Origin of the sequence: Haloferula sp. BvORR071 (assembly GCF_000739615.1) — a bacterium.
Taxonomy (GTDB): domain Bacteria; phylum Verrucomicrobiota; class Verrucomicrobiia; order Verrucomicrobiales; family Akkermansiaceae; genus Haloferula.
Map to the genome: position 1 here is coordinate 40,147 of NZ_BATP01000060.1, position 24,408 is coordinate 64,554.

Genomic DNA, 24,408 nt, shown 5'->3' on the forward strand with positions numbered 1-24,408 from the left:
GCGGTGCCGGACTGTCTTTCAACGGGTGATCAGGGATTCACTCGCAAGCGGGCGAAGAACTTCTGGGTGCCGGCGGGCAGGGGAATGGTGACGGTCACGCGGTCGATGCCCGCGGCGATCGCATTGTCCTCCTGGAGGATGGTTACCCCGCCCACGCCGTTTTGAGCGGTGGTCCAGCCGGTGAGGGAGCTGCCATACTCGACGAAGGGATTGAGGCTTGCCGACTCGTCCGTGCGGCGGAAGACGAAGACGAGGTTCGTCGCGGTCTTGGTGATGGTGGGCAGCAGGGCGCTCGACTCGGAGCCGGGGCCGCTGGGATCACTGCCGATGACGAATTCGATGGCATTGCTGATGCCGTCGTTATCCGGGTCGGCATTGGCACCGGCTGCGGTGATGCCATTTGAGGTTTCCCAGAGCTGGTAGGGTGAGCCGACTGGGCCGGTGCTTACGGTCAGGCTGCCGGTGCCGGTGAAGCGTCCGCTGGCGTGGCCCGAGTTGTAGACTCCGGCTGGCTGCTGCACATCATTGATGAAGAGCGCGGAGACGGTATCCGTGCCGGCGAAGTTCAGGTTCAGGGTGCCAGCCGTGGCCACATTTACCGTGGAGCTGTCGGCCAAGCCGCTGGCCGTGAGAGACAGGGTGCCGCTGGAGACCGTGGTATTGCCGGTGTAGGCGGGAGCAAGGCCAAGGGTGACGGTGCCACTGTCGCCTTTCACCAGGGCTCCGGTTCCGGAGACCGCGCCATTCAGCGTGAGGGTCGAACCTCCTTGGGCGCTGATCGTGTTGCTGGCCGCGGTGAGCTGGACGGTGGAAGCGACGGTGGCGTTGCCGTCGCCGTCAGTCCAGGTGGTGTTGATCGCGCCGCCGTTGAGGACGATCGGCTTGGAACAGGTGATCGGATTGCTGAAGCTGCCGAAACCGAGGGTGCCCGCAAGCATCGTGATCGTGCCGGCGTTGGTGTTGTCCACATTCGCACCGTATTCAACCGAGAGCAGTCCGCCTTGGACCTCGATGTCTTTTACCGAGACGGCGGCTTGGACCAGGCTGATTTGGTTGTTGCCGATCTTGGTCAGCTTGAAGTTGCCGGCGACATAGGCACCGTCACCGCGGACGTCCCAGCGCCCGGTGCCGCCGATGGTGGAGTCGCTGCCGAGCGTGAGCTTCTTCACGCCGTTGAGTTGGCCCGCCACGCTGGTGTTGATGATGACGCCTTCGCCATTCACACCGGTGCCGTTGACGGTGATTGGCTCGCCGCCGAAGCCGCCGCTGTAGCAATCGAGCGAGGCACCCGCAGCGACTGTGGTTGCGCCGGTGTCGGAGCCGAGGCAAGAGGAATTGCCGGAAGCAATCATGCCGGCGGTCACGGTGGTGCTGCCATTGTAGCTGCTGCCGCCGGTCATAAGTGCGCGGCCATCGCCGAGCTTCTGGACGCTGCCTTCGCCGGAGATGTTGTTGGAGACCGTGACGTTGCCGCTGCGGTTGATGACCAAGTTGCCGTTCAAGCTCAGGCCGCCGCTGCCGAGCGAGCCGGTGCTGCCGCCATCGCCGATGCGGAGCGTGCCGCCATCGACGGTGATGAAGCCGCTCTGGGTGTTGTCGTTGGTCAAGGTCAGCATGCCAGCACCGATCTTTTCCAAAGTCCCGGATCCGCCGATGCCAGCGCCGCTGAAGGTGTAGTCTTCATCCGCGGTGATGGACACCGCCGATGGGGTGATCGTGCCAGCCAAGGTCACCGTGTTGGTGACCGCATTGTCGTCGAAGCGGACCGTGTCGCCTGAATAGAACTTGGTCGGCGTGCTGCCGCCGCTGAAGACCCAGTTTGCGTTAGCTTCCACGTTCCAAGTGCCGCTGCCATTGCCCTTCCAGGTGATGTCGCCGGCTTGTGAGCCGGTGATTTCCAGGTCGACCGAGGAGTTTGCGACGTTGTTGATCAGCGAACCGGCAATGCGACCGGGCAGAGGCGCGAGTTGGAGACCCGCGAAGCCGAGGCCGCCGATCGTGCCAGTGTAGTCGATCAGCGTGTAGGTGCCCGTGGGGATCTCGCCTTCCTGGGCGATGTTGATGATATGCTTGGGCGCAGTACCAGCCACCACGGTGAGGCCGCCGTCTTGATTCACGATCACCGAGTCTTGGATCGCACCACCGAGGCGGAAGGTAGAAGCTTGGTCCGTGGAGAGATTCGCGATGCGGAAATTGGCGCCGGTGCCGACATTGACGAAGGAGTTGGGGATAATTCCGCCCTGCAATGCGGCGAGGATGTTGGCAGTGGTTTCCCCCGGGGTGAAGGTCACGACGCGCGCTTCATCCAGTTGCCCGTCGAAGTAGGAGCCGCCGCCGGGCGAGACCGACATGTGCGGGGACGCGTGCGCTACCGAACCATTGTAGGTGCCGTGCGCCACGCCATCAATGTAGAAGGTGCTGACGCCACCGGTACGGATGATGGCGAGGTGCACCCAGACATTCGGCGTGAAGGAACCGGTGACACCTCCTGGCGGCGCGATCCAGTTGATGTTGTGGGCGCTGGCGCTCCAGCCGTTGTTCTCCAGCGAGATCTTGTGGGAGCCACCGACGTTGCCGAGTGTGAAGATGTCCGCTTGGTTGGCACTGGCATTTGCGGAGGCCCGAGCGAAGATACCGAAGGCGAAGTTCTCCGTGGGCAGCGTGCTGTACATGTTGCCCGAGTACCATCCATCGTTGATGCTGGTGTTCGAGGTATCCAAGTAGGCGGTGGAGCCAGTGGCATTCGGGTGGAAGTCGGTGGAGCCGACCGTGGCGGAGCCGCCGTTGATGTCGTCGGAGAAATTACGGTTATTGCCGGTGGCGTCCTGCGGTTTGTTGCTGGAGCCGAGGCTGCCGGCTTCGCCGAGATGATATTCGGCATAGGGGATGACTGCGGCGCGGGAGGCGGTAGCCAGCAGACAGGCGATGATGGAGGAGGAAAGAATGCGAGTGGGTTTCATGGGTTCGGTCTTGGGAAGGCGATCGGGTCCTTGGGCTTTTCTTTTCAGGAAATGCAGGTGGCGCCCCGGAATAGCCGGAGCGCCACCGCGACCTCCTGGAAATGGATCACACTTCCGCTTGAGGGGATGCAGAGGCCAGACCGCGAGGTGACGTGACGAAGCGATGCTTCGGTGAGAGGTCGGCGGTGCTGGCTGGGTTTGGCTGCATGACCTTGGGCGGATCAGTCAGTCCATGCGGGTTTTGGACTGATCGCATCCAAGACGATTGCAGCGGATTGCGGCAGTCGCATGCTTGGGTGACGCGTGGGGACAAGGCGCGTCCAGCCAGTGAAACGCGGTCTATAGGTGCCTCAAAAATAGGACCTATGGGACCTATAGGACTTATCGGTCCTATTGGGGTTCACCGCTTGTGACCCAAGTACTTCACCACGGCCTCGGTGCGAGTATGCACGTGCAGCTTCTCGTAGATCCGGCGCAAGTGGGTGCGCACGGTATCCAGGCTGATGCCGAGGTCGCCGGCGATCTCCTTGTAGAGGGCTCCATTGGCTAACAGACCGAGGATTTCCTGCTCGCGCGGCGAGAGGCGCGCACCTTCCGGATCGGGAAGGGTTGGAGCTTGGAAGGAGTCCACCACCTTGCGCGCGATGCTCGGCGACATCGGTGATCCACCGCGCTGGATTTGCCGCACGGCTTCGCAAATTTCCTCGCCCGCGGCGCGCTTGAGGAGGTAGCCGGAGGCTCCCGCCTTCAGTGCGTCGAAGATCAGGTCGCTCTCCTCGTACATCGTCAGCACCAGGATCGGTAGCTCGCGGAAGCGGGGCTTGAGGGTGGCGATAAGCTCCACACCGGACATGCCTGGCAGGCGGATGTCCACGACCAGCACGTCGGGCAGGCGCGCGGGCAGGGCATTGAGCGCTTCCTCCGCCGAAGGATAGGTGGCGAGGACAGTCATGTCCGGTTGGCTGTCGAAGAGCGCTTGCAGTTCTTCCGCCAAGGGACGGTTGTCTTCGACGATGCTGATGGAGCAGGGTTTCATGCGTGGGCGGTCCATGGGACCGAAAGGGTGACGCGGGTGCCGCCCGCGGGTGAACGGCCGATGACGCAGGTGCCACCGACCTCCGCGAGTCGGCCGCGCATGTTGTCGAGACCATCGCCATCGGTGGAGTTGCTGTCATTGGTGCGGGCGATGCCCTTCCCGTCATCGCTGACGTCGAGCTCAATGGCGTCGCCCTTCGACTGGAGCGAGATGGTGACGCGGCTGGCGCCCGCGTGCTTCACCACATTTTGCAGGGCTTCCTTCACTGCCATCAACAGGGGATGGCGGATGGCGAAGGGGAGCATCGCTTCGCGGCCGTCGGGTGGCGACTCAAAGTGGCAGGACAGCCCGGCATCGGCGAGATAGCCGGTGGCGTGATTGCAGAGGTAGTCGGAGAGGCTGCCCAAGGTGTCGTGCCGCGGATTGACCGCCCAGACGATCTGGTCGAGCGCATCGACCGTGCCGCGGGCCTGGCCGGCGAGTTTTGTTAGAAGCGATGGATCGTGGCCCGGCGAGCGCTTGAGGCGATCGGCGAGTAGGGCCATGTGGGTTAGACGCGCGCCGATGTCATCGTGCATGTCGCGGGCGATGCGCAGGCGGTCCTGCTCGATCGCGCGGGCGGCCTGGGCGAGTTGCAGCTTGTGCTGCAGGCGGCGCATCGAGAGCCACCAGGTCAGTCCGGCGGCGAGGACCAAGGCGCTGAGGGCGATGGCTCCGAGGCGAATCGGGCTGCGCCACCAGGCGGTGGGGACGATGAAGGTGTGGGCCTGGATCTGGCGGCTCCAGCGGCCGTCGGTGTGGCGGGCCTGGAATTCGATGGGGAAGGCTCCCGGCTTTTCGCAGGACACCTTCATCAACTCGCCCGCGTTGCACTCCGTCCACGAGCGGTTCTCGTCATTCGCGCGCCGCCAACGGAAGACCATGAGCTCCGGTGCGGGATCGTCCTTGCCCGCGGAAAGTGTGAAGCCGAGGGCGCGGGTTTCAGGGGGCAGATCTTCCGGTTGGCCGAGTTCGCGATCGTCTGCACTTACAGTCGCGATCCGTGGGTGTAGTTCGGGATAGACCTCCAGCTCGCCGACCTGTGGACGGCACATTGCGTCAGTGGGGTTGCAGATCCGCACGAAGCGGCCGGAGAAACTGGTGCCTGTGCCGTCTTCCGCCTGGACGACATCGCGTCCGCCTGGCGGGACATGAGAGCCGTCTTGGCGAAGGCGTGCGCGCCAGCGGATCTCGCCAGCTTGACCACTGCCGTCGTCGGCCAGCACCTGCACCTCGTAGTCGCCCAAGCGTTCCGGGGCAGTGCCATCGAGTCGGCTGCGCAGGACGATATAGTCAAGCGCGCGCGAGCTGCCGAGATCGACTTCGAAGTAGAAGTCGCGCGCCGGATGCCAGTCAGCGGGATGAGAGAAGGAGGCCGCGAAGCCATCGGTGAGGAAATGCGGGTAGAGTCCTTCATAGACCGGACCGGAGGCACGCACCGGGCGACCGAGCGCAACATTCGACGAGCGCAGGGGATCGGGCTGGACTTGGAACTCGTTGATCACGCAGTTGCCATTGCGGCTGCGGCCAATGACTTTCTGACCGCTGACATGGCTGGCATCCACCGGGATGAAACGCAGGCGGAAGCCGGTGACCCCGGTGAGCGGATTCGGAGCGCGAACGGTTAGCACGGTTTGATCCAGACCCTCCGAGAGGTAGATCGAGTCGCCCTCGGCCCGTACCAGCCCGGGATTGCGGGGGAAGGAGTCGGTCATCACCAAGTTCGGCTTCACCGGCTTCCAATTGGTGTTGCGATCGAGCTTTTCGTCGGAGGTGACGGCCAACTCCATTTGGGCGGGATAGGCCCCGCGTTCCTTGGAGATGTGCCAGGTGGTGAACTGGAAGACCTGCGCGGAAATCGGCTTCTCCGTGGCGAAGACGATCACCTGCTCTTGGAACTGGGCTCGGTCCATGTCCAGGCCGTTGCCCGGGTTCACATCGCCATCCAGAAGCTCGAAGAGCGGATGGCCGAAATTCATCTGCGTCGATTCCACGACCCGCAGCGGCAGCAGCGGCGCCGCGCCGAGGCTGCCAGCCAGAAGCAGGCTGAAAATCGCCAGTCGTGAAAACATCTCCTGTTCAAGCGGAGGGTTGCCGCCTGTCTCTCCAATCTGACAGGTGCGGGCGCTGGTTCAAGAGTCGCATGATGATGCGACGCGATTCAGGCGCCGGACTTCTGGAGATTCGCAGCTTTGCGCGCGGCGATCGCCTCGAACTGCTGGCGGAAGGCGGGGGATTGCTTGCGGGGCCCGGGAAGGGCATCGAGCAGGGCGAGGGCTGAATCGCAGGCATCCGCCGCGTCCTTGAAACGGCTGGCGTTTTCCAGAATGGCGGCGCGACGAAGGGATAGATCAACCGAGGGCCGGAAGCGGGCAGCGAGAGCATCCAAGCGGCGGAGCGCATCATCGTAGCGGCCAAGACTGAGCTCGATCTCGATCGCCTTGTGATGGAGTCCGCTCAGGCAGCCGATCTTGGCCAAGCCGAGGTCGAGCACGGCGACGGCGGCTTCCGCGTCGCCGGATTGGCCGCGAGCCTGGAGCCACGCGGCGCAGGTCAGCACCTCCGAAGGGCCGGGCTCCACGGCGTGTTCGAGGTAGGCGCGCATCGCGGCGATGGCGTGGTCCCGATGGCCTGCTGTGTCTTCCGCATGGGCGAGGAAGAGGAGTCCGTCCGTAAACTTTGGCTGGCGGGCGACGATCGCGCGGGCCTTGGCCACGGCGCTGTCGCGTTCATCCTTGGCCAAGGCAAGCCGGGCGTCCACCAGCTGGTTTTCCGGGCTGTCCGGGCCCAGTTGCAGGAGCTGGGTGCTGATGGTGGCGGCTTCCGCCAGCTGATTGATGGACAGGTATAGCGCCGCCTTCTGGCGCAGCAATTCCTGATCATTCGGGGCCTGCGCCAGGTGGGCGTTGAGTTCGTCGAGCGTGTGGCGAGGGTCCGGATGGGCGGAGAGCGCCAGTGGCAGCAGGGCGAGGAGCAGGCTGATTCTCATGGCGCGGCAGGCGAGGGGTCAGAGAATTGGGCGGGCGGTAGGAGGGTCGAGGAATCTTGGATGACGAAATTGCCCGTTTGGCCCCGGGCTGCGCTGGAGCCATGGAGGCATGGAATCGTCTTGCCACCCCATCGTCGGCGAAGCGCGTAATGGGCGCCATGAACGACGTCAACCTGACCCGCCTGCCCGCCGCCGATCCTTCCCGGGCCTATCGCTATCGAGACGGCCTCTATGCCGCGGATCTGGTGACCGCCGCGCTCGTGCACCTGGATTTCTTCACCTGGTTGGCGGCGCATCCTTCCGACCTTGCCGGGATCTGCCGTCACTTCTCCTTCGCGGAGCGTCCGGCGGATGTGATGATGACGCTTTTTACGGCGAATGGCTTCGTCGCCTGTGGGGAGGGAGTCTTCAGCGTCACCGAATCGGGGCGGGCCTACCTGGTGGCGGAGTCGGCCTGGTCGCTGGCACCCTACTACCGCTCGCTCAAGGATAGGCCGGTGACCAAGGACTACCTCAAGGTCCTCACTACGGGGAAGCCGGCGAACTGGGGTGGCTACGAGGAGGACGATGCCGCCGATTGGCACCGCTCGATGGAGGACGAGGGCTTTGCCCGCCAGTTCACCGCGGCGATGGATTGCCGGGGTGTGTTGTTAGGCCCCGCGATGGCGAAGGTGCTGGATCTCTCGCGCTGCTCGCGATTGCTGGATATTGGCGGCGGTTCGGGGATCTACGCTTGCTCGCTGGTGGCGAATCATCCGCATCTCAAGGCCACGGTCTTCGATCAGGCCTCAGTCGAGAAGATCGCCCGCGTCCGGGTCGCGGAACTTGGCTTCGCGGAGCAGGTGGACGTGAGGGTGGGGGACATGCTGAAGGGGGAGCTGCCCGGTGGCTATGACCTGCACCTGTATTCCAACGTCTTGCACGACTGGGACCTCCCGGAGGTCCGCCAGCTTCTGGCTACTTCCTTCCGGGCCCTCGAGCCGGGCGGCACCCTGATCATCCACGATGCCTTCATCAACGCGGACAAGAGCGGGCCGCTTCCGGTCGCGGAGTATTCGGCCCTGCTGATGCACTCGACCCAAGGGAAGTGCTACTCGACCAAGGAATACCAGGAATTGGCGATGGAAGCGGGCTTCCGCGGTTTTAGCTTCCAGACCACCGCGGCAGACCGCGGGGTGATGACCGCCGGGAAGCCATGAACGCCAAGGTCAAACGCTTACTTCTCATCGCGTTGGTTCCTGTATTTGCAGCGATCGGCGTGATGGTCTGGATCTCCCGAGAACGAGAAAGGCCCCGTGGTCCGGCGCTGCCGGCCTTCGATTCGGCGCAGCTCTCCCGCCATGACATTACCCCGAGAGAGATCGTGGAGCAGAAACTGCCTGCCGCTGACCTTGGGCGCTTGCGCTCGGAATTGGAGGCCGCCGTCTTCGACCGGGAGCCCATGAAATGGGTGTATCTGGGGCAACTCGAACTCCTCGTGGGTGGAGCAAAGGTCTTGGCGATCGACCTGTTCCGTGGAGCGGGCGATTTCCTGCCGGTCCGGATCGGCAAGCAGTACTACCGGCTTCGCTCGCCGGGGGTGCTTGGGGAGTTGTTGAAATCCAAAGATTTGCCACCGGATTGATTTCCCGGACAATTTTCTAGAGACAAGTTGCCTCGCGAGTGGTTTTACGGGACAAGACCGCCAGCCGAACGACCCAGCCCGAATGACCGACTTGTTGATCGACCCCGCCCGCCGTAGCGGCTGCCAAGACTTGGAAAAACTCGGTGAAGTGCTGGAGAGCGCGGCCCAACGGCAGCGTTCGCCCATCGATGATGTGCTGGACGCCGGCGTCGTGGACGAGGAACCCTACATGCGCGAACTTGCCGCCGAACTCGACATCGAGTGGCTGGAGAGCATCCCGCAGGCCGAGGCCCCGCTGCCGCTGCGTGAGGCCTGTGGCCCGCGCGTGGCCCTGCGCCACCGCCTCTTGCCGGTGGAGATCACCGGGAAGGGTGAGGGGGAGACCCCGCACCTGAAGCTGGCGACCTTCGATCCTTTCAATCTGGTCGCCCGCCAGGCCGTCGCCCAGGAAATCACGATGCCGGTGGAGTGGTGCATGGCCTCGCGCCGCCGCATTCACGAGTCCCTGCGCCGCCTCTACGGTGTGGGTGCCGATACCTTCGAGCAGATCCTCGAGGGCCGTGAGCTCGACTACGATCATCTCGAAGGCCACGACGAGGCGAACATCATCGACGCCGACGAGGACGAGGAGGCCAGCGTGGTGAAGTTCGTGAACCAGATCATCCGCGAGGCGCTGGACCAGCGTGCGACGGATATTCACGTCGAGCCCCTCGCGAGCAACCTGCGGATCCGCTACCGCATCGACGGCAAGCTGCTGGAGGTGACGGTGCCGGAAAATATCAAGGCGCTGCAAAGCGCGGTGATTGCCCGTCTCAAGATCATGTCGCGCCTCGACATCGCCGAGCGCCGCCTGCCGCAGGACGGACGTATCAATCTCCAGTTTGAAGGCCACACCATCGACGTCCGCGTTGCCACAGTGCCGACCGTGGAAGGCGAGAGCGTGGCGCTCCGCTTGCTGAACCAAGAGAAGTTCAACTTGGACAAGCTGGGCATGGAACACCACGTGCGCTCGAAGATCGAGAGCCTGCTGCACATTTCCAACGGCATCATCCTGATCACCGGTCCCACCGGTTCGGGTAAGTCGACGAGCCTTTATTCCTTCCTCAGCGAGATCAACCACCCGGACCGCCGCATCGTCACGATCGAGGATCCGGTGGAAAACAAGCTTTCCGGGGTGATGCAGATCGCGGTGAAGTCGGACATTGGCCTGACCTTCGCCGCCGGCCTGCGCTCGATCCTGCGTGCCGATCCGAACGTGGTGATGATCGGGGAAATCCGCGACCTTGAGACCGCGGAAATCGCCATCCGCGCCTCGCTCACCGGTCACTTGGTGTTCTCCACCCTTCACACCAACGATGCGCTCGGTGGTATCAGTCGTTTGATTGACATGGGTGTGGAGCCCTTCCTGGTTTCTGCCGCCGTTCGTGCCTTCTTGGCGCAACGCCTCGTCCGCCGTCTCTGCCCACACTGCAAGGTGCCGCGGGAGTTCACCATGGACGATCGCCGCGATCTGGGCATCCCGATGAATCTGGAAGGCCAGCCTTTCAAGGCGAAGGGTTGTGACCGCTGCCGCGGCACCGGCTTCCAAGGTCGTATCGCCATTTACGAAGTGGTCGTGCTTAGCCAAGCCATGCAGGACATGGTGGCCCACGGGGCGACCGTTCCAGAGATCCGCGCGCAGTCGGTCAAGGAAGGCTTCGTGCCGATGCGTGGCTACGGCTGGATGAAGGTGATGCAAGGTATGACCACGATCGAAGAGGTCATCTCCGTGACCTCGACCGATATCGCGACCGAGTGAGAATAGAATTTCCCGACTGACGTGCCCATCTTCGCATATAAAGCCTTGAGTGCCTCCGGCGGCGTCCAGACCGGCGAGGTGGATGCCGCGGACCGCCCGGAAGCACTGCGCGTGCTCGACCGCCGTGGCCTGCAACCGGTCAGCCTGAAGGAATCCGCTTCTGGAACCGTCTCTGCGGCGAAAAAGAAGTCGAAGAACGAGCCGGGGCCGAAGCCTGCGCCGAGATCCGCGGCGGCGAGGGACAACAAGGCCAAGGAGGCGGACAACACTCCCGAAGGTCCGCTCAAGATCAAGCGAGCCGAGGTGATCATGTTCACCGAGGAGCTCTCCGATATGCTCGGGGCTGGTCTCCAGCTTGAGCCGGCGCTCCAGTCGATGGAGAACCGCCAGGAACTCGGCGGCCTGAAGGAAGTCGCCAGCCGCATCCGCCAGTTGGTGCGCGACGGTATGAATTTCTCCACCGCGCTCAAGCGGGTGAGCCCGAGCTTCGGCCCGCTGTATTGCTCGCTGGCTGCTGCGGGTGAGGCATCCGGTGCCTTGGATACGATTCTCAAGCGCCAGGCCCACTACCTCAAGACACTCTCCGAACTGCAGGCGCGCCTGATCCTGGCGCTGATCTATCCGGCCTTCCTCGTGCTCGCCGGTATCGGTGTGGCGGTGGTCTTCGTGACGGTGCTGATCCCGCAGCTGACCAAGTTGATCGAGAGCACGCCGGGCGGCAAGCTGCCCGCACCGATCAAGTTCATGATGATGGCGGCGGATGGGGTGAAGGCGTATTGGTACGTCATCCTGATCCTGATCGTGGCCGCGGGTCTGTTCTTCAAGGCATGGAAGGACAATCCGGATAACCGGATGACCTGGGACAGCTTCAAGCTGCGTGCGCCCATGATCGGGCCGGTGGTGGCAAGCCGCTTCTACGTGCAGTTCCTCGAAACGATGGCGAACCTCGCGGGCAACGGTCTGCCGTTGCTGCGTGCGCTGGAGCTTTCGCGGGATGCCACCCAAAACCTGGCCTTGCGCGGCCAGCTCAACGTGGTGATCGACCAGGTCGGTGACGGTCGGGCCTTCTCGAAAGCACTGATCCGCACGGGTGCCTTCCCGCCGCTCTTGATCGACATGGTCTCGGTGGGTGAGCAGACCGGCAAGCTGGACATGTCCCTGCGCCGTGCCGCGGAGCGCTACGACAAGGAACTCGACAAGAGCTTGTCCCGCATCATGGCGCTGATCATGCCGACGATCCTCATCATCATGGCCAGCCTGATCGGCACCATGGCCTACCTGATGATCACGGCGATCTTCCAGACGATCAAGAACCTGCAGCACTGATCCGGCTACTAGCTCTCCGCCGCCCATGACCTCCAGGGGAGTCTTCAAGCAACTGGAGGCATGGGGCGACCCGAAGGCGAAGGCTATAATATGCCAGGCACGGGGCTTCAGTCCGGATCGATCTGCTGGTGAGGGGGAAGTGAGGGGCGTCTTACCGCACTTCCAATGCCTCCTTCACCGCCTGCGGAAGCTCATGCTTCTCCATCCACTCCTTTGCGGCGGTGGGATCCTGCCTCCGCCAGTTCCCCAGTAATTCCTGGTAGCGGGCATTCCGCTGCGACTCGTCGGTGAGGCGCGGCACAAGGTCGAGCGAAAGGAGCGGTGCGTCGTTGCGCGCTTCGCTGAGGAAGGAGTTCAGTTTCGCCTCGTCGAATTCCGGCATGGACCGTTCGAAATACTCCAGCGCTGCCTGCTCGTTTCCCCGGAGGAGATAGGCAGAATAGACTCCATGGTAGGCCCCGTTCCGCAGCGGTCCTTCCGCGACTTGGTCGATGGCAGTAGTGGCCGCTTTCTCGTCGGAAGTAAGCCATGCCCGGTAAATGTAGCTGTAATTGCTGGAATCCGCGAGCTGAGGATACTCTCGCATCCATTCCAGCTTCTCCGCGGTGCGAGAGCCCGGCAGGGCTGAGATTACGATTCCCGCGGCAGCTTGGCGGAGTTGCTCTGGCATGGCCTCGACCCATGCCCTGGCTTTGGCGGGCTCTTCGACGCCGAGGGTCTTCGGAACGATGTATTCCAATGCCCACTTTTGTTCTGAAGGCGTGAGTTTCTCCAGCATAGCCTGGGCGACTTTTGGATCTTTCTTCATCGCCATCTTGATCACCTGTCCCTCCATGGCGAGCTTCTCGGACAGATCGTGGCGTTGGATCCAATCCATGGCTGCGGCGGGGTCGCTCTCAGCCCAGACGCCGAGCAAGGGCGTCAATGCTGAGCTCGGTGCCTTGGCGAGTTGCTCCATGGCGATCGCCGGCTCCTTCTCCACCCACGCCGAGAGGACCATGCGGCACTCGGGTGAACCGGGCCCGAGGCCGAGGGTATTGAGAGCCTCGGCCGCCATGAGGTAGTCCTCCGAGCTGTAGTTCTCTAACAGTCTGGCAAGGCTGCGGCAGCGGTCAGCGACGTTGCCTGTGGCGCAGATTTGGAGAATCTGCTCGCGCGCCTGATTGATGTCTGCATGAACGCGGGTGGCTTTGGGCGAGCCGGCTGCTCCATCAGACACTCCCAACTTGCTGGAACTATTGTTCGAAGCGTGGGATTCCTTGAGTGGGGCCTTTGCGGAGAGGGCAGCTGGCTCCGCGGCGGCATGTTTGCGCACATGGGGTAGCGCCACCAGGCAGGCTGAGCCTGCCAGCAGGGAAACCGTGATCGCGATGGTAAGCGTCGTGGCTCTCATGGATTGAAGGATCCTTGTTGCATTCTACTCGGGCTTCGCAGGGATCTGGGCGAGTCTTTGGCGCACTTGGTCGGGGACGGGATTCCGTCTCATCCAGTCTTGAGCCGCTTCCTTGCTGGACTCTTGATAGCGCCTCAGTGCGGTGAAGAGAGCTTCGTCGCGCAAGGTGGTATCCCGGATCCCTTGGATCCGATCGAGCATGCCGGCCGGATCTAGGATGACCGCCATCGGAGCGAGTTTCGCCATGCTCTCCTCGGTCGCGGTCTCCGGATACTTCTCCAGCACCTCGAAGGCCTTCGCCGGGTCCTTGAGGAGCGTCTTTTCACAGACCGTCATCACCGATTGTTTGCGGATCTCTCCGGAAGGAAGATTCCCGAGTGCCGTGATGGCACTCCCCGGCGATTCACTCGCCCAGCTTTCGAAGACCTCGGCGATCTTCCTGGGACTGCCGACCGCTGGATGACGAAGCAGCAGCCTCACCACCTGGTCGGGGCGATCCTGCGAGCTAACCGTGGCAATCCGCTCAACCAATCGGTCTTCCAATGCGGGGTCGCTGACCTGGGGCAGCAAGCGGTTGATGGCATCCGCTTGCTCCCGCATGCTTGCCCAGATATTCAAAAGAGCTTGGGCTCGCTGCTCCTTGTCTGGCATGGCTTCGACCACCTCAAGGGCCTTCCCGGGATCCGTGGCGGCGATGCCACTCAGCACATAGCCGAGCGGCACATTGGACCTGTGCTTCTCTGCCCAAGCAATGGCCGCAGCAGGATCGAGGTCCGCCCAGCTCATGAGTACCCTGCCAAGATGATAGAAGTTGTTGCTGGCTTCCGCATATTCCAGCGCGGCGCGGGTGTCCACCTTGGTCCAGGCGGCGAGGAAGAGGTGATACTCTTCCACCGAGGTGTATTGCTCCTTGTTGCGGGCACCGAGGAATTCAGCGGCTTCCCGGAATTGGTCCGGCCGCAGCGCATCAATGAAGGCAAGCAGCTCGCGCTGGCGCTTGGCTTGGCTTTCAATCTCGAGGATCTGCTTCAGCCACTCCAGACGACCCGCGGTGCCCGCAGGCATCTTGCGCTCCGTGCGGCTGCGCTCGGGGCGGGTGGATGCGGTCGTGGCAAGAGAGGGTGAAGTGCTGTTAGATGGAGCGGTTCCGGTAGCCAATCCTCTGGTGGCGACCACGGAATAGCCTGCGGAGACCAGGAAGATCAGGGCGGCGGCGGCGATGGTGGATTTCTGCGTGGCATTCATGGCGAGAGCCGCCGCATGCAGCGGCGTGGGGGCGAGGGGCGCAATTCCTTGCGAGGCTTTGAGAACGGAGGCTGCCAGCGACGGCGGTACCGGTGCCGCTGCGTGGACAGGCAACAAGGTCGCGAGGGCGGTGGCGGTGGTGGCGATGCCGCGCTTGGCGAGCATCCCGCGCAGCCGCTCCAGCGCCCGGGAGGCGCGCTTCCTTGCGACTGCTTCCGTCACGCCGAGCTGGCTGGCGATCGCCGCATGAGGCTGATCGCAGTAGAAGCGCAGCACCAGCACGCTGCGCTCAGCAGCGGGGAGATCGTTCACCAATTGGTCCACGACCGGGGCGAGCGAGGACCATGTGGGTTCGGGGTCATTGCTCATGGGATGGGGGCTTGCGAGTTCGCGTTGCTTGCGGCGCTCCTCGGCGCGAACCAAGTCGATCGCCAGATGACGGCAGACACGGTGCAGCCACGCCGGCAGCGGCAGGTCGGTGGGAATCATGGCGGCGCGCGAGGCGAGCCGGATGAAGGTCTGCTGCGCTATGTCCTTCGCCAAATGCTCATTCCGCGTGACCCGCAGTGCCACCCCATGGACCAGTCCGAGGTGCCGCTCGACGAGAACACGGAAGGCCGTCTCGTCCCCACCGGCGGTGTAGCGGCTCAAGAGCTGGCGATCGCTTGCTTCCATGTTTCAGCCCGGATCCGGCACCGGTCCGGGAATGTGACCGGAAAAATCCGGAAAGGGAAAATTCGCAATTCATCTCTTTCACTTCCGGTGGCCCGCCGCTCCGCCCTAGACTGCGGCGTGCAAGCGTCCAGCGTTCTCAAAGGCCTGCTCTGTCTCTCCGGCTGGGGAGTGGCAGCTTGGCTCCTTTTCGCCCAGCCGCTGGAGCCGTTGCGGCTATCCGCGGCAGGTTCGTCTCAGGCGGCTGCCAAGACGATGTCGAGTCCGCTGGCAAAGACCTTTCAGGACTGGAGTGCTGATCCCGGGCTCTCCGGCGCCCTGCTCGGGCTGTGCGTGCTGAATGAGAAGGGCGAGCCGCTCTATGCCTCGCCACTGGCTGAGACCGCCCTCTGTCCTGCTTCTGCTTTCAAGACGGTTGCCACCGCGGCCGCGCTGGATTTGTTAGGCCCGGACTTCCGCTTCGAGACGACCTTGAATGCCACGGCGCCCTCCGGTGACGGCGGAGTGCTGCACGGCAATCTGGTCCTCGTCGGCAGCGGTGATCCCACCTTGTCTTCGGAAGATATCGAGAGCATGGCGAAGGAGGCCGCGCAGTCCGGCCTCAAGCAGGTGAATGGGATGGTACTGGTGGATGCCTCGGTCTTTCCACCGCGTCCCGCCAACGATCACTGGAATTGGGGCGATATCGGGAATGCCTACGGTGCGGGTGCCTTTGGCATCAATGTCGACCATAACCGAATGATCATCTCACTCCAGCCGGGAGCGGGGCAGGGAGATGCTGTTGCCGTCTCCGGGACTAGCCCATCAGTAGAGGGTTTGCAGTGGCTGAATTATCTCAGCACGGGTCCGGCGGGAAGCGGTGACCAGGTGGTGATCTACTCGGAACCCTATGGTAAGACGGTGACTCTCCATGGCACCGCGCCGGCTGGAGAAAAGGACTTCGAGGTTTCCGCGGCGATTCCTGACCCGCCGGCTCTCGCGCAATCGCTCCTCAAGGCGGCGCTCGCGAAGGCGGGGATCAAGGTGCTGGGTCAGAGCGTGAATCAGCGCGGTGATTTCATCCCGCTGGTGACGCATCGCTCCACTCCGCTGCCGGAAATCATCGATCACCTGCACTACGTGAGCGACAATCTGGAAGCGCAGTGCCTCTTTCTCACCATGGGCCGCGTGCGCCAAGGCGATCCGGCGGCGGTGCTCAAGGAATACTGGGAAAGCAAGGGTGTGAGCTTCTCCGGGTTGCGCTTGATCGATGGCAGCGGACTGGCCCGTGCGACGATGATCCGGCCGCTTGATCTGGCGAAGATCAATCACATCGCCCGTCACGGCTCGCAGGGTGAACGCTTCCGCGCCAGCCTCAAGAGCTACCTCGATGGCAAGGTGCGAGCCAAGCTCGGCGCGATGTCCGGCGTGAAGACCGAGGTGGGATTCCTCACCATGCCCGATGGCAGGGAGCTGACCTATGCGCTGATGGCGAATGGTCTCGATCCTTCTTTCGACTACGGGCCGCTGCGCGAACGGCTCCTCGAAGCCGTCCGCACGCAGCTCTAGTAGAGCTCGGGCTTACTCCTCCTTGTCGTCGTCGTCCTTCTGGTCCTCCACCTGCTTGCGCAGCTTGCGGAGTTCCTTGCGCAGGGCCTCGATCTCCTTGTCCTGGCGATCGAGGCGTCGCATCAGCTCGACGAAGGGACGCTGGGCTTGGTCGGGGCGGGCATCGCGCTTCTCTTCCTCCGGCTTGGGCCCGAGCGGGGAAACGACCAAGGTCCTGCGTTCCCCGCGATGGAGGAGTTCAAGTGCCACCGGTTTGCCCTGCTTGCCAGCCTTCTCAACGGAATCGCGCAGCGGCTCGAGGCCGGCAATCTTCTCGCCATCCGCGGCGATGATGATGTCGTCCACTTCGATTCCGGCCTGCGCGGCAGGTGAGCCCTCCTCCACGTGATTGACCCGGGCGCCGGCATTTTCGCCGAGGCCGAGGTGCATCCGCACGAAGGGATCGATCGGCTCGACCGCGACTCCGATCCGCCACTGCGGCAAAGCTTGGGCTTCCTGGAAATCCGGCTGGGTGAGCTCTCCGAGGCTCATCTGTCGGCGCAGGCGCTCCATCCGCCCGCGTTCGGGTGCGCGCTCACCAGGTCGGGCTTCCTCGGGAACCATCATGCCTCCGCGCTGGACGCGGTCATGGATCTCGTCGCGCCGCGCTTCGGGGTGGTTCTCCTCGGCTGGCCGATCAGCGTCGCGGAGCCGCTCCAGATCGCGGAACTCTTGGGCATGAGTGACAAGAGAGAGCGAAACAAGGGCCAGGACGGCAGCTGGAATCTTGGGAATTGTGTTCATGATGCTATCCTGAAAAGCGCCTCACCGGGGGCTTTCTTGTCTGCCCGAAATGTAAAAAGGGGGACAAGGCGGATTTTACGGGAGCTTGACGGACGCGGGCTGCTCCGCGAGCAAGGGTAAGTCCATGAAAGCCTGTCCACTGCTCCTCCTCGCATTCGCGCTAGCCTTGCCATTGCATGCCGCACCCTCGGATGAGGATTTGCTGAAGTTCGTGAAGGAGCGGGCGAAGCTGGAGCGCCTGACTCCGCAGCCGGTGGACATGGCGGCGAGGGTGGCGCTGCTTTGCGGAGAACCTGGGAAGAGATCTCTCAAGGAAGGCCCTCACGAAGGCGCAAAGTTCGTGATCTATTCCAATGACGCGGCGGCACTGCCGGTCTTCGATCCTTGGGGTAAGTTCCCGGAGGGCAGCCTGCTGTTGAAGGAGAAACAGGGCAGGGAGGACGACAAGACCAAGCTCTACACCGGCATGTTGAAGCGCGAGGCGGGATACTTTCCCGAGTGCGGGGATTGGGAGTTTTTCACTGTGGATGCCGAAGCCGCGAAGATCACCGAGCGCGGCAAGCTTGCGAACTGTGCCACCTGTCACGAAGAGTATCAGAAAGGCGACTTTGTGACGAAGGTCTACGCTGCACCGGTGCAGTTGAGTGGCGGTCGTATTGTCCTGCACTCCAGCAAGGCTCAGGTTCAGGGCGAGAAACTCCAATACGAGGAAAAGCAAGAGAAGAACACTTTGGGCTTCTGGGTGAATCCTGCGGACTGGGCCTCCTGGCATTTTCAGGTCGCGAAACCGGGAACCTACACGATCCACGTTTGGCAAGGTTGCGGCAAGGGAAGTGGCGGCAGTGAGGTGGAACTGAAGTGCGCCGGGCAGAGCGCGAAGTTCACCGTGGAGGACACGGGGGGCTTCCAGAACTTCAAGGAGCGGGAGGTGGGCCAGGTGACTTTCGACACGGCAGGGCCGCAGGCACTGGAGGTGCATGCTCTTTCGAAGCCCGGTGCCGCGGTGATGGATCTGCGGCAGGTGACTCTGGTGCCGGTGAAGTAGGCGTGATCACCTCACCATCTTGCGGAAGGTCAGATTGATCCGGGGCGTGGTGATCTTCGCGGCCTTCGGCAACTGGTGTTGCCAGTGTCGCTGGGTCTCGCCCTTCATCACCAGGAGGCTGCCATTCTCTAGCGTCAGCTCGACCTTCTCCTTCGTCTCCTTGTGCCGGAAGGCGAAGCGCCGCTTCGCCCCGAAACTCAGCGAGGCAATCGCGGAATCGCGAGCGATCTCCTTTTCATCATCGCTGTGCCAGCCCATGCTTTCGCTGCCGTCGTGGTAGAGGTTGAGCAGGCAGGAGTTGAAGCTCTCCCCGGATATTCGCTCCGCTGCTGACTTCAATTCTAACAGCTTAGTGTTCCACGGCAGCGCCTGCTTGGTGGTGCCGGAGTAAGTGTAGTCGCAGCCAGCATCCCCATACCATGCCACCTTGCGCGCGGTCACGATCCGCTTGCCGAAGATCACCACCTCATCATTCTTCCACGGCACGCCATCCATGAGGCTGCTGAAATAACGGGATGCTTCCTCTTCCGGAAAAATCCTGCCGTAATAAATCACCGTGCCATCACAGGGCAGAAGGTTGGTCCCGCTGGCGTGAAAGAGATCCATATTCGCTTCAGGTTGCGGACTCAACCTTCCAGCATCGCATCCAGCTTTTGCATCTCCGCGACTTGCCACTTCATCGCGCCGACTTGCTCCGTGGCGTCGTCGATCTCCAGCGGGGAAGCGTCCAGGGTGAGGTGGGCGAGCTGGTTCCGGGTGGTTTCCGTGTTCCGCGCGAGATCTTCCAGCTGGGTGATCACGCCGGACATCTTCGCCGCGACCGCTTCGGCTCCGACCTTCGAGCGCGCTACTAGCGCCAGCTTGTGGCACAGTGGCCAGAGCGAGTAGAGGGAGTCGCGCGTCCGGCGCGCGAGTTCCTCCCGTAGTTCCGCAGGAAGATAGGGGTTGGCCTCATCCTTCGCCGCGTTCTGCAGGGCTAGCAATTCTCGGACCGCCTTGAGGAATGCTTCCTTCACCGCGTTGTCGGGGAAGGGCACCTTGAAGCGCAAGGTGCTGATCAATTGATCCTGCTCGCCCGTGTCCTGAAGAAGCTTTAGAGCCGCCGCGTAGTCATGCTTCTCCACTGCAGCACCCGCCCTGCCTGATTTCGACAGCAGCCGGTAAGCCAGCCAGCCGAGGATGCCCAAGAGCAGCAATCCACCGCCGATAACGAGGGTGGCTTTCCAGAAGTAGATCGCTACGGCCAGCACGGCTAGACCGATCAGCCAACCGATAACGCCTGCGCCTGAGGAATCCTGGGCCATGGGCTGGAATGCTATCCCCGGCCTCAGCCTCCTGCCAGTAGAATGCACCGCGAAAATCGCAAGCGGCCAGCCGTCTAATCCCCAAATTCCTTCCGCAACTCTCCCGGCAATTCATTCCGCCCGAGCCATTCCCGCGCCGCGGCCTGGTCCTCCACCAGCCATCCCGAGATGAGGTGACGGTAGAGCCGCACCTGCAATTCCTCCGACTGGATGCGCGGGACCTCCGCCAGAGCGATCACAGCATTCCTGGTGGCGGGGCGTGGAGTCTCCGGCTTCTCAAGCTCATCGGGAATGAAGAGTGATCCGGAGCGATTGTTTTCATTGGGCACGGCACCCGCGATCAGGCCCGCCGCCCTCTTTTCGGGGATCTCGTCAGTGAAGCGGCGCAGGGTCGAAAACAGCATCGAGAGATCGTCCTCGCGCGCCAATCCAGCGAGCACGCCATCGAGAGCCGCCTCGCGCGGTTTTCCCGGCTCCATATGACTCACCGATTGGAGTGCTCCGGCTAGGTCGGACTTCACCCATTCCTTATAGACCGGGTGATAGGACCACGGCTGAACCAACTCGGGGAATTCGTGCAACAATGTCAGCCGGGCCTCGTAGCCAGGCAGGCCTCCTAACAGGAGGTGGAAGCCTTGGGTCTTGAGGGGCGGTTCGAGCGAGTCCACGAAGGACCTCATCTCGGCCATCGTCAGGTTCTTGAATTTCGGCTGGGCGTGCAGGGTTGCTATGTCCTGCCACTCTTCGGGGATTTCCCGGATGGCGCGGGCGATGCGGGGAAGGTCATCGCCCAAGGCCTCGATGGCCTTGCCAACCATATGCGTGACGTTGCCGTTGTTGTCGTTTTTGAAGGTCTTCTTGAAGTAGTCCAAGGTGGCATCCGGGTCTTTGCCGATCCAGGCAGCGGTCACCATGAAGCCGCGGAATCCCGCCGCGTGGGCCCATGCCATCGCGGCTTCCGGATCCACTTCGGTCCAAGCGGCGACGATCAGATCCTGGATGCCCCCGGCTTCGGGAGCGCCGGGCTTGCTCACAATCTGGAGCGCTTCCCTCGATAGAGCCCGTTTCCAGTCCTCCGGCTTGAAGCGCGATACCAACTCAAGGACAGCCAGGGTGCGGTCCGCTTCATTCCCGATGGCCGCCAGCGCCCGAAGCTGCTTGAACAAGCCATCGCCTTCGAGAGGCAGGGTGTTTGTTTTTTCAGGCAGTGGCGTGGGAAGTACGGCGGACTGTAGCTGCGGAGACTTTGCTTGGGCTGGCGGATTGGAATCCTTTCCTGCGGTCTTGGCATCCATGTAGCGACGGGTGCCGATGCTCAGCGCGGACATGCCCAGCAGGAGGGAGACGGTGGCAATCGTGGTGGTGCGGGCTTTCATCGATTCTCGGGTGGTTGGGTTTCGAGGGCTTCGCGGACGCTTTGCGGGATCTCGTGTTGCCCCATCCATTCGCGGCATTTGCGGGCGGAAGATTCCCTGCTCCCCAGCCACTCCTGGAGGTTGCGGGTCAGGGTTCTTTCCCGGAGCTCGCGGTCCTGCATGCGCAGGCTCAACTCTGCTCCGAGCTGCGGTCCGCAACGATCGCCCACCAGCAGCATCAGAGGATCGCTGGTCCACTCAGGGTGCCGGTCAAGGAACTCGACGGCATCGGCGGACTCATAGTTGCCGAGCCGTGTGAGGATACCTGCCTTGGCCTGCTCGCGCGCCTTGGCCTCCGGGAGCTTTTCGATCGCGGCGATGGCGCTTTTCAGATCCGGGTCACTATCCCAATCGGCGAAGAAGCTTTCGATGTCGGCGCGCTGTCTTGCATCCTTGTCGGAGAGCAGAAGCTCGAAGGCCTTTGCGTGTTGGTTGTAGTCACCGAAGGTCTTGAGGCTCGCCGCGATGATTGCACTGCGCTGCGGGCCTTCGCCCAGGACGGCGAGCACCCGCTCCAGATCATCCAGCCCGAACTTGGCCACGATCGACCTGAGCGCGACGATCCGGTCATTCTCTCCAGGGATCACATCCAGTGCCTTCACCGCGGCGGCGGGATCCTTGAGCGCAAGGCTGGCCAGCACTTGCACGAGGGGCTGGCGTGCCTGTGCGTCGTGGCCGGTAGCGCCCGGGAGATTCCGGGTCACCCAGTCGATCGCCGCGGCTGGATCATTCTCGCCCCAAGTCTTGAGGATCGTTTGGGGAATTTCTCCGCCCAAGGTCTTCTTCGCCCATCCCGCCGCGCCCAGAGGATGGCGCTTGGTCCAGGCCGAGAGGAAGAGTCGGAAGTTGTTCGAATCCGTTTTGACACCGAGCACCTGGAGTTGTCCCGCAGTTTCCTCGAACTGGTCGGGTGCGAGTTCCCCGATGAAGATCAGCATCTGGCGGGGCTGCTCGACGCGGCTGGTAATGGCGAGGATGCTGCGGAGGCGCTCGAGCCGCTCCGCGGAGCTGGCAGGGTTTCGCCTTTCGTTGCGGGTGCGGGCGGATGAGCGATCCTCATGGTTCTCCAAGGCGGCGACTGAATGACTTCCATCTGCTTCCGGATCCTCAGAACTACTGCGGAAGGCGTAGCCGAGCGAACTCATGAAAACCAAGGCGGCGACAGCGATGGCGGACTTCTGGGCGGTGCTCATGGCGAGATGGAGGTTCAGGATTTGGGGCGCGATCGGTATGGTGTTTTTGGCCGCTGCAGTCACAATCAGGACCAGAGAACCCGGGATCGGCGGTGCTGCTTGGGCGGGTAGCAAGGTGGCGAGGGCCACGGCAGAGGTCGCGATCCCTTGCTTGGCCAGAAGGGCGCGAAGTTTTTCCAATGCGCGCGCGGCCCGCTTCTTCGCCGCCTCTTCGTTCAGCCCGAGCTGTCGCGCCACCGCGGCATGCGGCTCATTCCGGTAATAGCGCAGCAGCAGCACTTCGCGGTCCGCGGCGGGCAAGCGGTTGACCAGGGCGTCGACCACCGGAGCCATGGCCGACCAATCGGGTTCAGGCGTGTTGTCCATGGCATGGGGATCATGGTTGGCGAGTTCGCGCTTCCTGCGACGTTCCTCGGAACGCACCAAGTCGATTGCCAGATGTTGGGTGACGCGGTGCAGCCAAGCACTCAGGGTGAGCTTCTCCGGGATCAACGCAGCGCGCTCTGCCAGACGCACAAAGGCATTCTGAGCCACATCGCGCGCCAAGTCTTCATTCGCGGTGACCCGCCGCGCGACGCCCAGCACCATCGCCAGATAACGCTCCACCAGCACGCGGAAGGCCGCTTCATCGCGGCCCGCGGCGAATCGTTCGAGCAGTTCCCGGTCGGAGGCTTGCATGCTTGGTTCAAGCCATATCCGGCACGGGGGCGGGGACGGGACAGGAAAACTGCTTCTTTGTTTCGTGAACCGATGGGGTCCGACTCCTCCCCTTATTTCTCAATCTCTTTGCCGGATGCCGGTTGGGGCCTTCCAGGAAAGAATCCGCATCGGCAGAGAAGGTGCCGTCTTCCCCTTTGGTAAGACCGAAAGCACGGCCGCCACCCTTGCCGTAGTCCAAGGACACGCTGGGATCGCCTCGCCCATGTCCCTGATCCAAGCCCCCCCGGCCAAGGCTTCCCGTTTACAGTCATGCGGAAGCGTGGATCTTTCAGTAGCTCGGGCGCGGGATGGGCGATGCCAGCCTCTGTTAGAATCTTCGAAGCTCGTGTCTTTGTGCCATTGGTCTTGGCGTTAAGCGCTCGTTGGGCGAGCGGCACCAGCCATTTTCCGGATCCCCTCGTCATGCGGGCAAGTCAGTATTCCGGTGGCTGGAGTTTGCAGCCTTGGTTCTCCAGAAAGCTCGCGATCTTGCGTTTGGTGTCGTCGCTTGCGCTGCTGTCATCTCCAAGAAATACCATGAAGCCTTCCAAGGGGTAAAAAGGCTCGTCCTCGTTTTTCCAACACGTTGTGGCCGAGGTCTCGCCTGCGGCCTGCCAGCGTAGTTCCACCCATTTCAATAGCATAGTCGCGGCCTTGTCGCCGGAGGAGGGCGGAAAATCATGCTGGGTGAGCTTGCGGTGCAACCACGCTCCGACAATGAATTCATCCGGATCCACCCCATGGGCACGTAGTAAGCTTTCGAGGGCCGGGCTCCATCGTCGCTCAGCGAGCATCTGCAGGGCAGGGAAATACTCGCCCTTCCGGAGTGTGGCCAAAGCTTTTCCGAAGTGCTGCGTCGCCCAGAATGCGATCGCCGGGGTGGCGCACCAACCATCGCTTTGATAGACGAATTCATCGTACTCGGCAGGGTCAGGAGGTACTAGGTTCCCAAAGGTCCTCGCCAGCAGATCTTGAAACTTTGCCCAGTCTTCCTTCGTGGCATTGACGGGTCTCTCTGGCCTTGCCTCTGCTGGGGGCTTCTGCGGCTGGGGCCGGTGAAGCGTGACGGCGCGATAGGTCCGCCACGCCTTCACATATTCGTCTCCGGCTTGTCGGATGATCTCCGGCGGTTTCTCCTTGGCCAGCTCCGGGGGAAGCGGAGGCAGCTCGAGCTCGGCCTTCGCGGCAAGCTCAGTGGCCAGGAGTTCGGCCGCCGTTGCCAGTTGCTTGTCAATTTCCTCATCCTGCCCGAAAGCGACCGGGAAGGTGAAGATAAGTGCAGCGGTAAGGATGGGGGAGAGCCAGCCAAGCGTCATGCCTAGCATGAGTAGCACCCTTT

At 62.7% G+C, this 24,408-nt stretch carries 18 protein-coding genes; 6 read left to right on the plus strand and 12 right to left on the minus strand.

What is annotated here, in order from left to right:
- Positions 1-29: 29 nt before the first annotated feature.
- The 4 genes from BV071_RS30575 to BV071_RS30590 all read right to left on the minus strand — a co-directional run bounded on the left by BV071_RS30575 (position 30) and on the right by BV071_RS30590 (position 7,024).
- The gene (locus BV071_RS30575) at positions 30-2,960 is read right to left on the minus strand and encodes an autotransporter-associated beta strand repeat-containing protein (RefSeq protein WP_035615742.1); all 2,931 of its coding nucleotides are present in this window, start codon (positions 2,958-2,960) and stop codon (positions 30-32) included.
- A 400-nt stretch (positions 2,961-3,360) separates the two neighbouring features.
- Complete coding sequence (locus BV071_RS30580) at positions 3,361-3,996, minus strand: response regulator transcription factor (protein WP_035615744.1); 636 nt, start codon at positions 3,994-3,996, stop codon at positions 3,361-3,363.
- Positions 3,993-6,107, minus strand: a complete 2,115-nt coding sequence (locus tag BV071_RS30585; protein WP_035615746.1) for an ATP-binding protein — start codon at positions 6,105-6,107, stop codon at positions 3,993-3,995. The genes BV071_RS30580 and BV071_RS30585 overlap by 4 nt, the downstream gene beginning before the upstream one ends.
- Positions 6,108-6,196: 89 nt before the next feature.
- Positions 6,197-7,024 (minus strand): hypothetical protein, encoded by an 828-nt coding sequence (locus tag BV071_RS30590; RefSeq protein ID WP_052574083.1) that lies wholly within the window; start codon positions 7,022-7,024, stop codon positions 6,197-6,199.
- A gap of 158 nt (positions 7,025-7,182) precedes the next feature.
- Between BV071_RS30590 and BV071_RS30595 the strand changes: the two genes are divergently transcribed.
- From BV071_RS30595 to BV071_RS30610, 4 genes are all read left to right on the plus strand, one after another.
- Positions 7,183-8,223: a methyltransferase gene (locus BV071_RS30595; protein WP_035616052.1), complete on the plus strand. Its 1,041-nt coding sequence runs from the start codon at positions 7,183-7,185 to the stop codon at positions 8,221-8,223.
- Positions 8,220-8,648 (plus strand): hypothetical protein, encoded by a 429-nt coding sequence (locus tag BV071_RS30600; RefSeq protein ID WP_035615748.1) that lies wholly within the window; start codon positions 8,220-8,222, stop codon positions 8,646-8,648. Before BV071_RS30595 ends, BV071_RS30600 begins: the two co-directional genes overlap by 4 nt.
- Positions 8,649-8,730: 82 nt before the next feature.
- On the plus strand, positions 8,731-10,446 hold the full coding sequence (locus tag BV071_RS30605; RefSeq protein WP_035615750.1) for a GspE/PulE family protein: 1,716 nt from the start codon (positions 8,731-8,733) through the stop codon (positions 10,444-10,446).
- A 21-nt stretch (positions 10,447-10,467) separates the two neighbouring features.
- Positions 10,468-11,772, plus strand: coding sequence for a type II secretion system F family protein (locus BV071_RS30610; RefSeq protein WP_035615751.1), 1,305 nt, complete (start codon positions 10,468-10,470; stop codon positions 11,770-11,772).
- Between the two features lie 151 nt (positions 11,773-11,923).
- Here the strand turns inward: BV071_RS30610 and BV071_RS30615 are convergent, their stop codons facing one another.
- Both BV071_RS30615 and BV071_RS30620 read right to left on the minus strand, forming a co-directional pair.
- On the minus strand, positions 11,924-13,165 hold the full coding sequence (locus BV071_RS30615; protein WP_035615753.1) for a hypothetical protein: 1,242 nt from the start codon (positions 13,163-13,165) through the stop codon (positions 11,924-11,926).
- Positions 13,166-13,189: 24 nt separating this feature from the next.
- Complete coding sequence (locus tag BV071_RS30620; RefSeq protein WP_035615755.1) at positions 13,190-15,085, minus strand: sigma-70 family RNA polymerase sigma factor; 1,896 nt, start codon at positions 15,083-15,085, stop codon at positions 13,190-13,192.
- Positions 15,086-15,172: 87 nt separating this feature from the next.
- Between BV071_RS30620 and dacB the strand changes: the two genes are divergently transcribed.
- Entirely contained in the window at positions 15,173-16,630 is a 1,458-nt protein-coding gene (dacB, locus tag BV071_RS30625) for a D-alanyl-D-alanine carboxypeptidase/D-alanyl-D-alanine-endopeptidase (protein WP_265595103.1), read from the plus strand.
- A gap of 12 nt (positions 16,631-16,642) precedes the next feature.
- Here the strand turns inward: dacB and BV071_RS30630 are convergent, their stop codons facing one another.
- Complete coding sequence (locus BV071_RS30630; protein WP_035615760.1) at positions 16,643-17,413, minus strand: PDZ domain-containing protein; 771 nt, start codon at positions 17,411-17,413, stop codon at positions 16,643-16,645.
- 124 nt (positions 17,414-17,537) lie between these two features.
- Between BV071_RS30630 and BV071_RS30635 the strand changes: the two genes are divergently transcribed.
- Complete coding sequence (locus tag BV071_RS30635; protein WP_265595104.1) at positions 17,538-18,458, plus strand: cytochrome P460 family protein; 921 nt, start codon at positions 17,538-17,540, stop codon at positions 18,456-18,458.
- A gap of 6 nt (positions 18,459-18,464) precedes the next feature.
- Here the strand turns inward: BV071_RS30635 and BV071_RS30640 are convergent, their stop codons facing one another.
- The 5 genes from BV071_RS30640 to BV071_RS30660 all read right to left on the minus strand — a co-directional run bounded on the left by BV071_RS30640 (position 18,465) and on the right by BV071_RS30660 (position 24,385).
- The gene (locus BV071_RS30640; protein ID WP_035615765.1) at positions 18,465-19,064 is read right to left on the minus strand and encodes an alpha-ketoglutarate-dependent dioxygenase AlkB; all 600 of its coding nucleotides are present in this window, start codon (positions 19,062-19,064) and stop codon (positions 18,465-18,467) included.
- Between the two features lie 20 nt (positions 19,065-19,084).
- Positions 19,085-19,762 (minus strand): hypothetical protein, encoded by a 678-nt coding sequence (locus BV071_RS30645; protein ID WP_035615767.1) that lies wholly within the window; start codon positions 19,760-19,762, stop codon positions 19,085-19,087.
- A gap of 74 nt (positions 19,763-19,836) precedes the next feature.
- Positions 19,837-21,138 (minus strand): hypothetical protein, encoded by a 1,302-nt coding sequence (locus BV071_RS30650; RefSeq protein ID WP_035615770.1) that lies wholly within the window; start codon positions 21,136-21,138, stop codon positions 19,837-19,839.
- Entirely contained in the window at positions 21,135-23,048 is a 1,914-nt protein-coding gene (locus BV071_RS30655; RefSeq protein ID WP_035615771.1) for an RNA polymerase sigma factor, read from the minus strand. Before BV071_RS30655 ends, BV071_RS30650 begins: the two co-directional genes overlap by 4 nt.
- 455 nt (positions 23,049-23,503) lie before the next feature.
- Entirely contained in the window at positions 23,504-24,385 is an 882-nt protein-coding gene (locus tag BV071_RS30660) for a hypothetical protein (RefSeq protein ID WP_265595105.1), read from the minus strand.
- Positions 24,386-24,408 lie beyond the last annotated feature (23 nt).

Excerpts from the sequence above, each read along its gene's own strand:
- BV071_RS30590 (WP_052574083.1), bottom strand. The coding sequence starts at position 7,024 with ATGAGAATCAGCCTGCTCCTCGCCCTGCTGCCACTGGCGCTCTCCGCC.
- BV071_RS30615 (WP_035615753.1), bottom strand. The coding sequence starts at position 13,165 with ATGAGAGCCACGACGCTTACCATCGCGATCACGGTTTCCCTGCTGGCA.
- BV071_RS30605 (WP_035615750.1), top strand. The coding sequence starts at position 8,731 with ATGACCGACTTGTTGATCGACCCCGCCCGCCGTAGCGGCTGCCAAGAC.
- BV071_RS30645 (WP_035615767.1), bottom strand. The coding sequence starts at position 19,762 with ATGGCCCAGGATTCCTCAGGCGCAGGCGTTATCGGTTGGCTGATCGGT.
- BV071_RS30600 (WP_035615748.1), top strand. The coding sequence starts at position 8,220 with ATGAACGCCAAGGTCAAACGCTTACTTCTCATCGCGTTGGTTCCTGTA.
- BV071_RS30640 (WP_035615765.1), bottom strand. The coding sequence starts at position 19,064 with ATGGATCTCTTTCACGCCAGCGGGACCAACCTTCTGCCCTGTGATGGC.
- BV071_RS30650 (WP_035615770.1), bottom strand. The coding sequence starts at position 21,138 with ATGAAAGCCCGCACCACCACGATTGCCACCGTCTCCCTCCTGCTGGGC.
- BV071_RS30580 (WP_035615744.1), bottom strand. The coding sequence starts at position 3,996 with ATGAAACCCTGCTCCATCAGCATCGTCGAAGACAACCGTCCCTTGGCG.
- BV071_RS30630 (WP_035615760.1), bottom strand. The coding sequence starts at position 17,413 with ATGAACACAATTCCCAAGATTCCAGCTGCCGTCCTGGCCCTTGTTTCG.
- BV071_RS30595 (WP_035616052.1), top strand. The coding sequence starts at position 7,183 with ATGAACGACGTCAACCTGACCCGCCTGCCCGCCGCCGATCCTTCCCGG.
- BV071_RS30620 (WP_035615755.1), bottom strand. The coding sequence starts at position 15,085 with ATGGAAGCAAGCGATCGCCAGCTCTTGAGCCGCTACACCGCCGGTGGG.
- BV071_RS30660 (WP_265595105.1), bottom strand. The coding sequence starts at position 24,385 with ATGACGCTTGGCTGGCTCTCCCCCATCCTTACCGCTGCACTTATCTTC.
- BV071_RS30655 (WP_035615771.1), bottom strand. The coding sequence starts at position 23,048 with ATGCAAGCCTCCGACCGGGAACTGCTCGAACGATTCGCCGCGGGCCGC.
- BV071_RS30575 (WP_035615742.1), bottom strand. The coding sequence starts at position 2,960 with ATGAAACCCACTCGCATTCTTTCCTCCTCCATCATCGCCTGTCTGCTG.
- BV071_RS30585 (WP_035615746.1), bottom strand. The coding sequence starts at position 6,107 with ATGTTTTCACGACTGGCGATTTTCAGCCTGCTTCTGGCTGGCAGCCTC.
- BV071_RS30635 (WP_265595104.1), top strand. The coding sequence starts at position 17,538 with ATGAAAGCCTGTCCACTGCTCCTCCTCGCATTCGCGCTAGCCTTGCCA.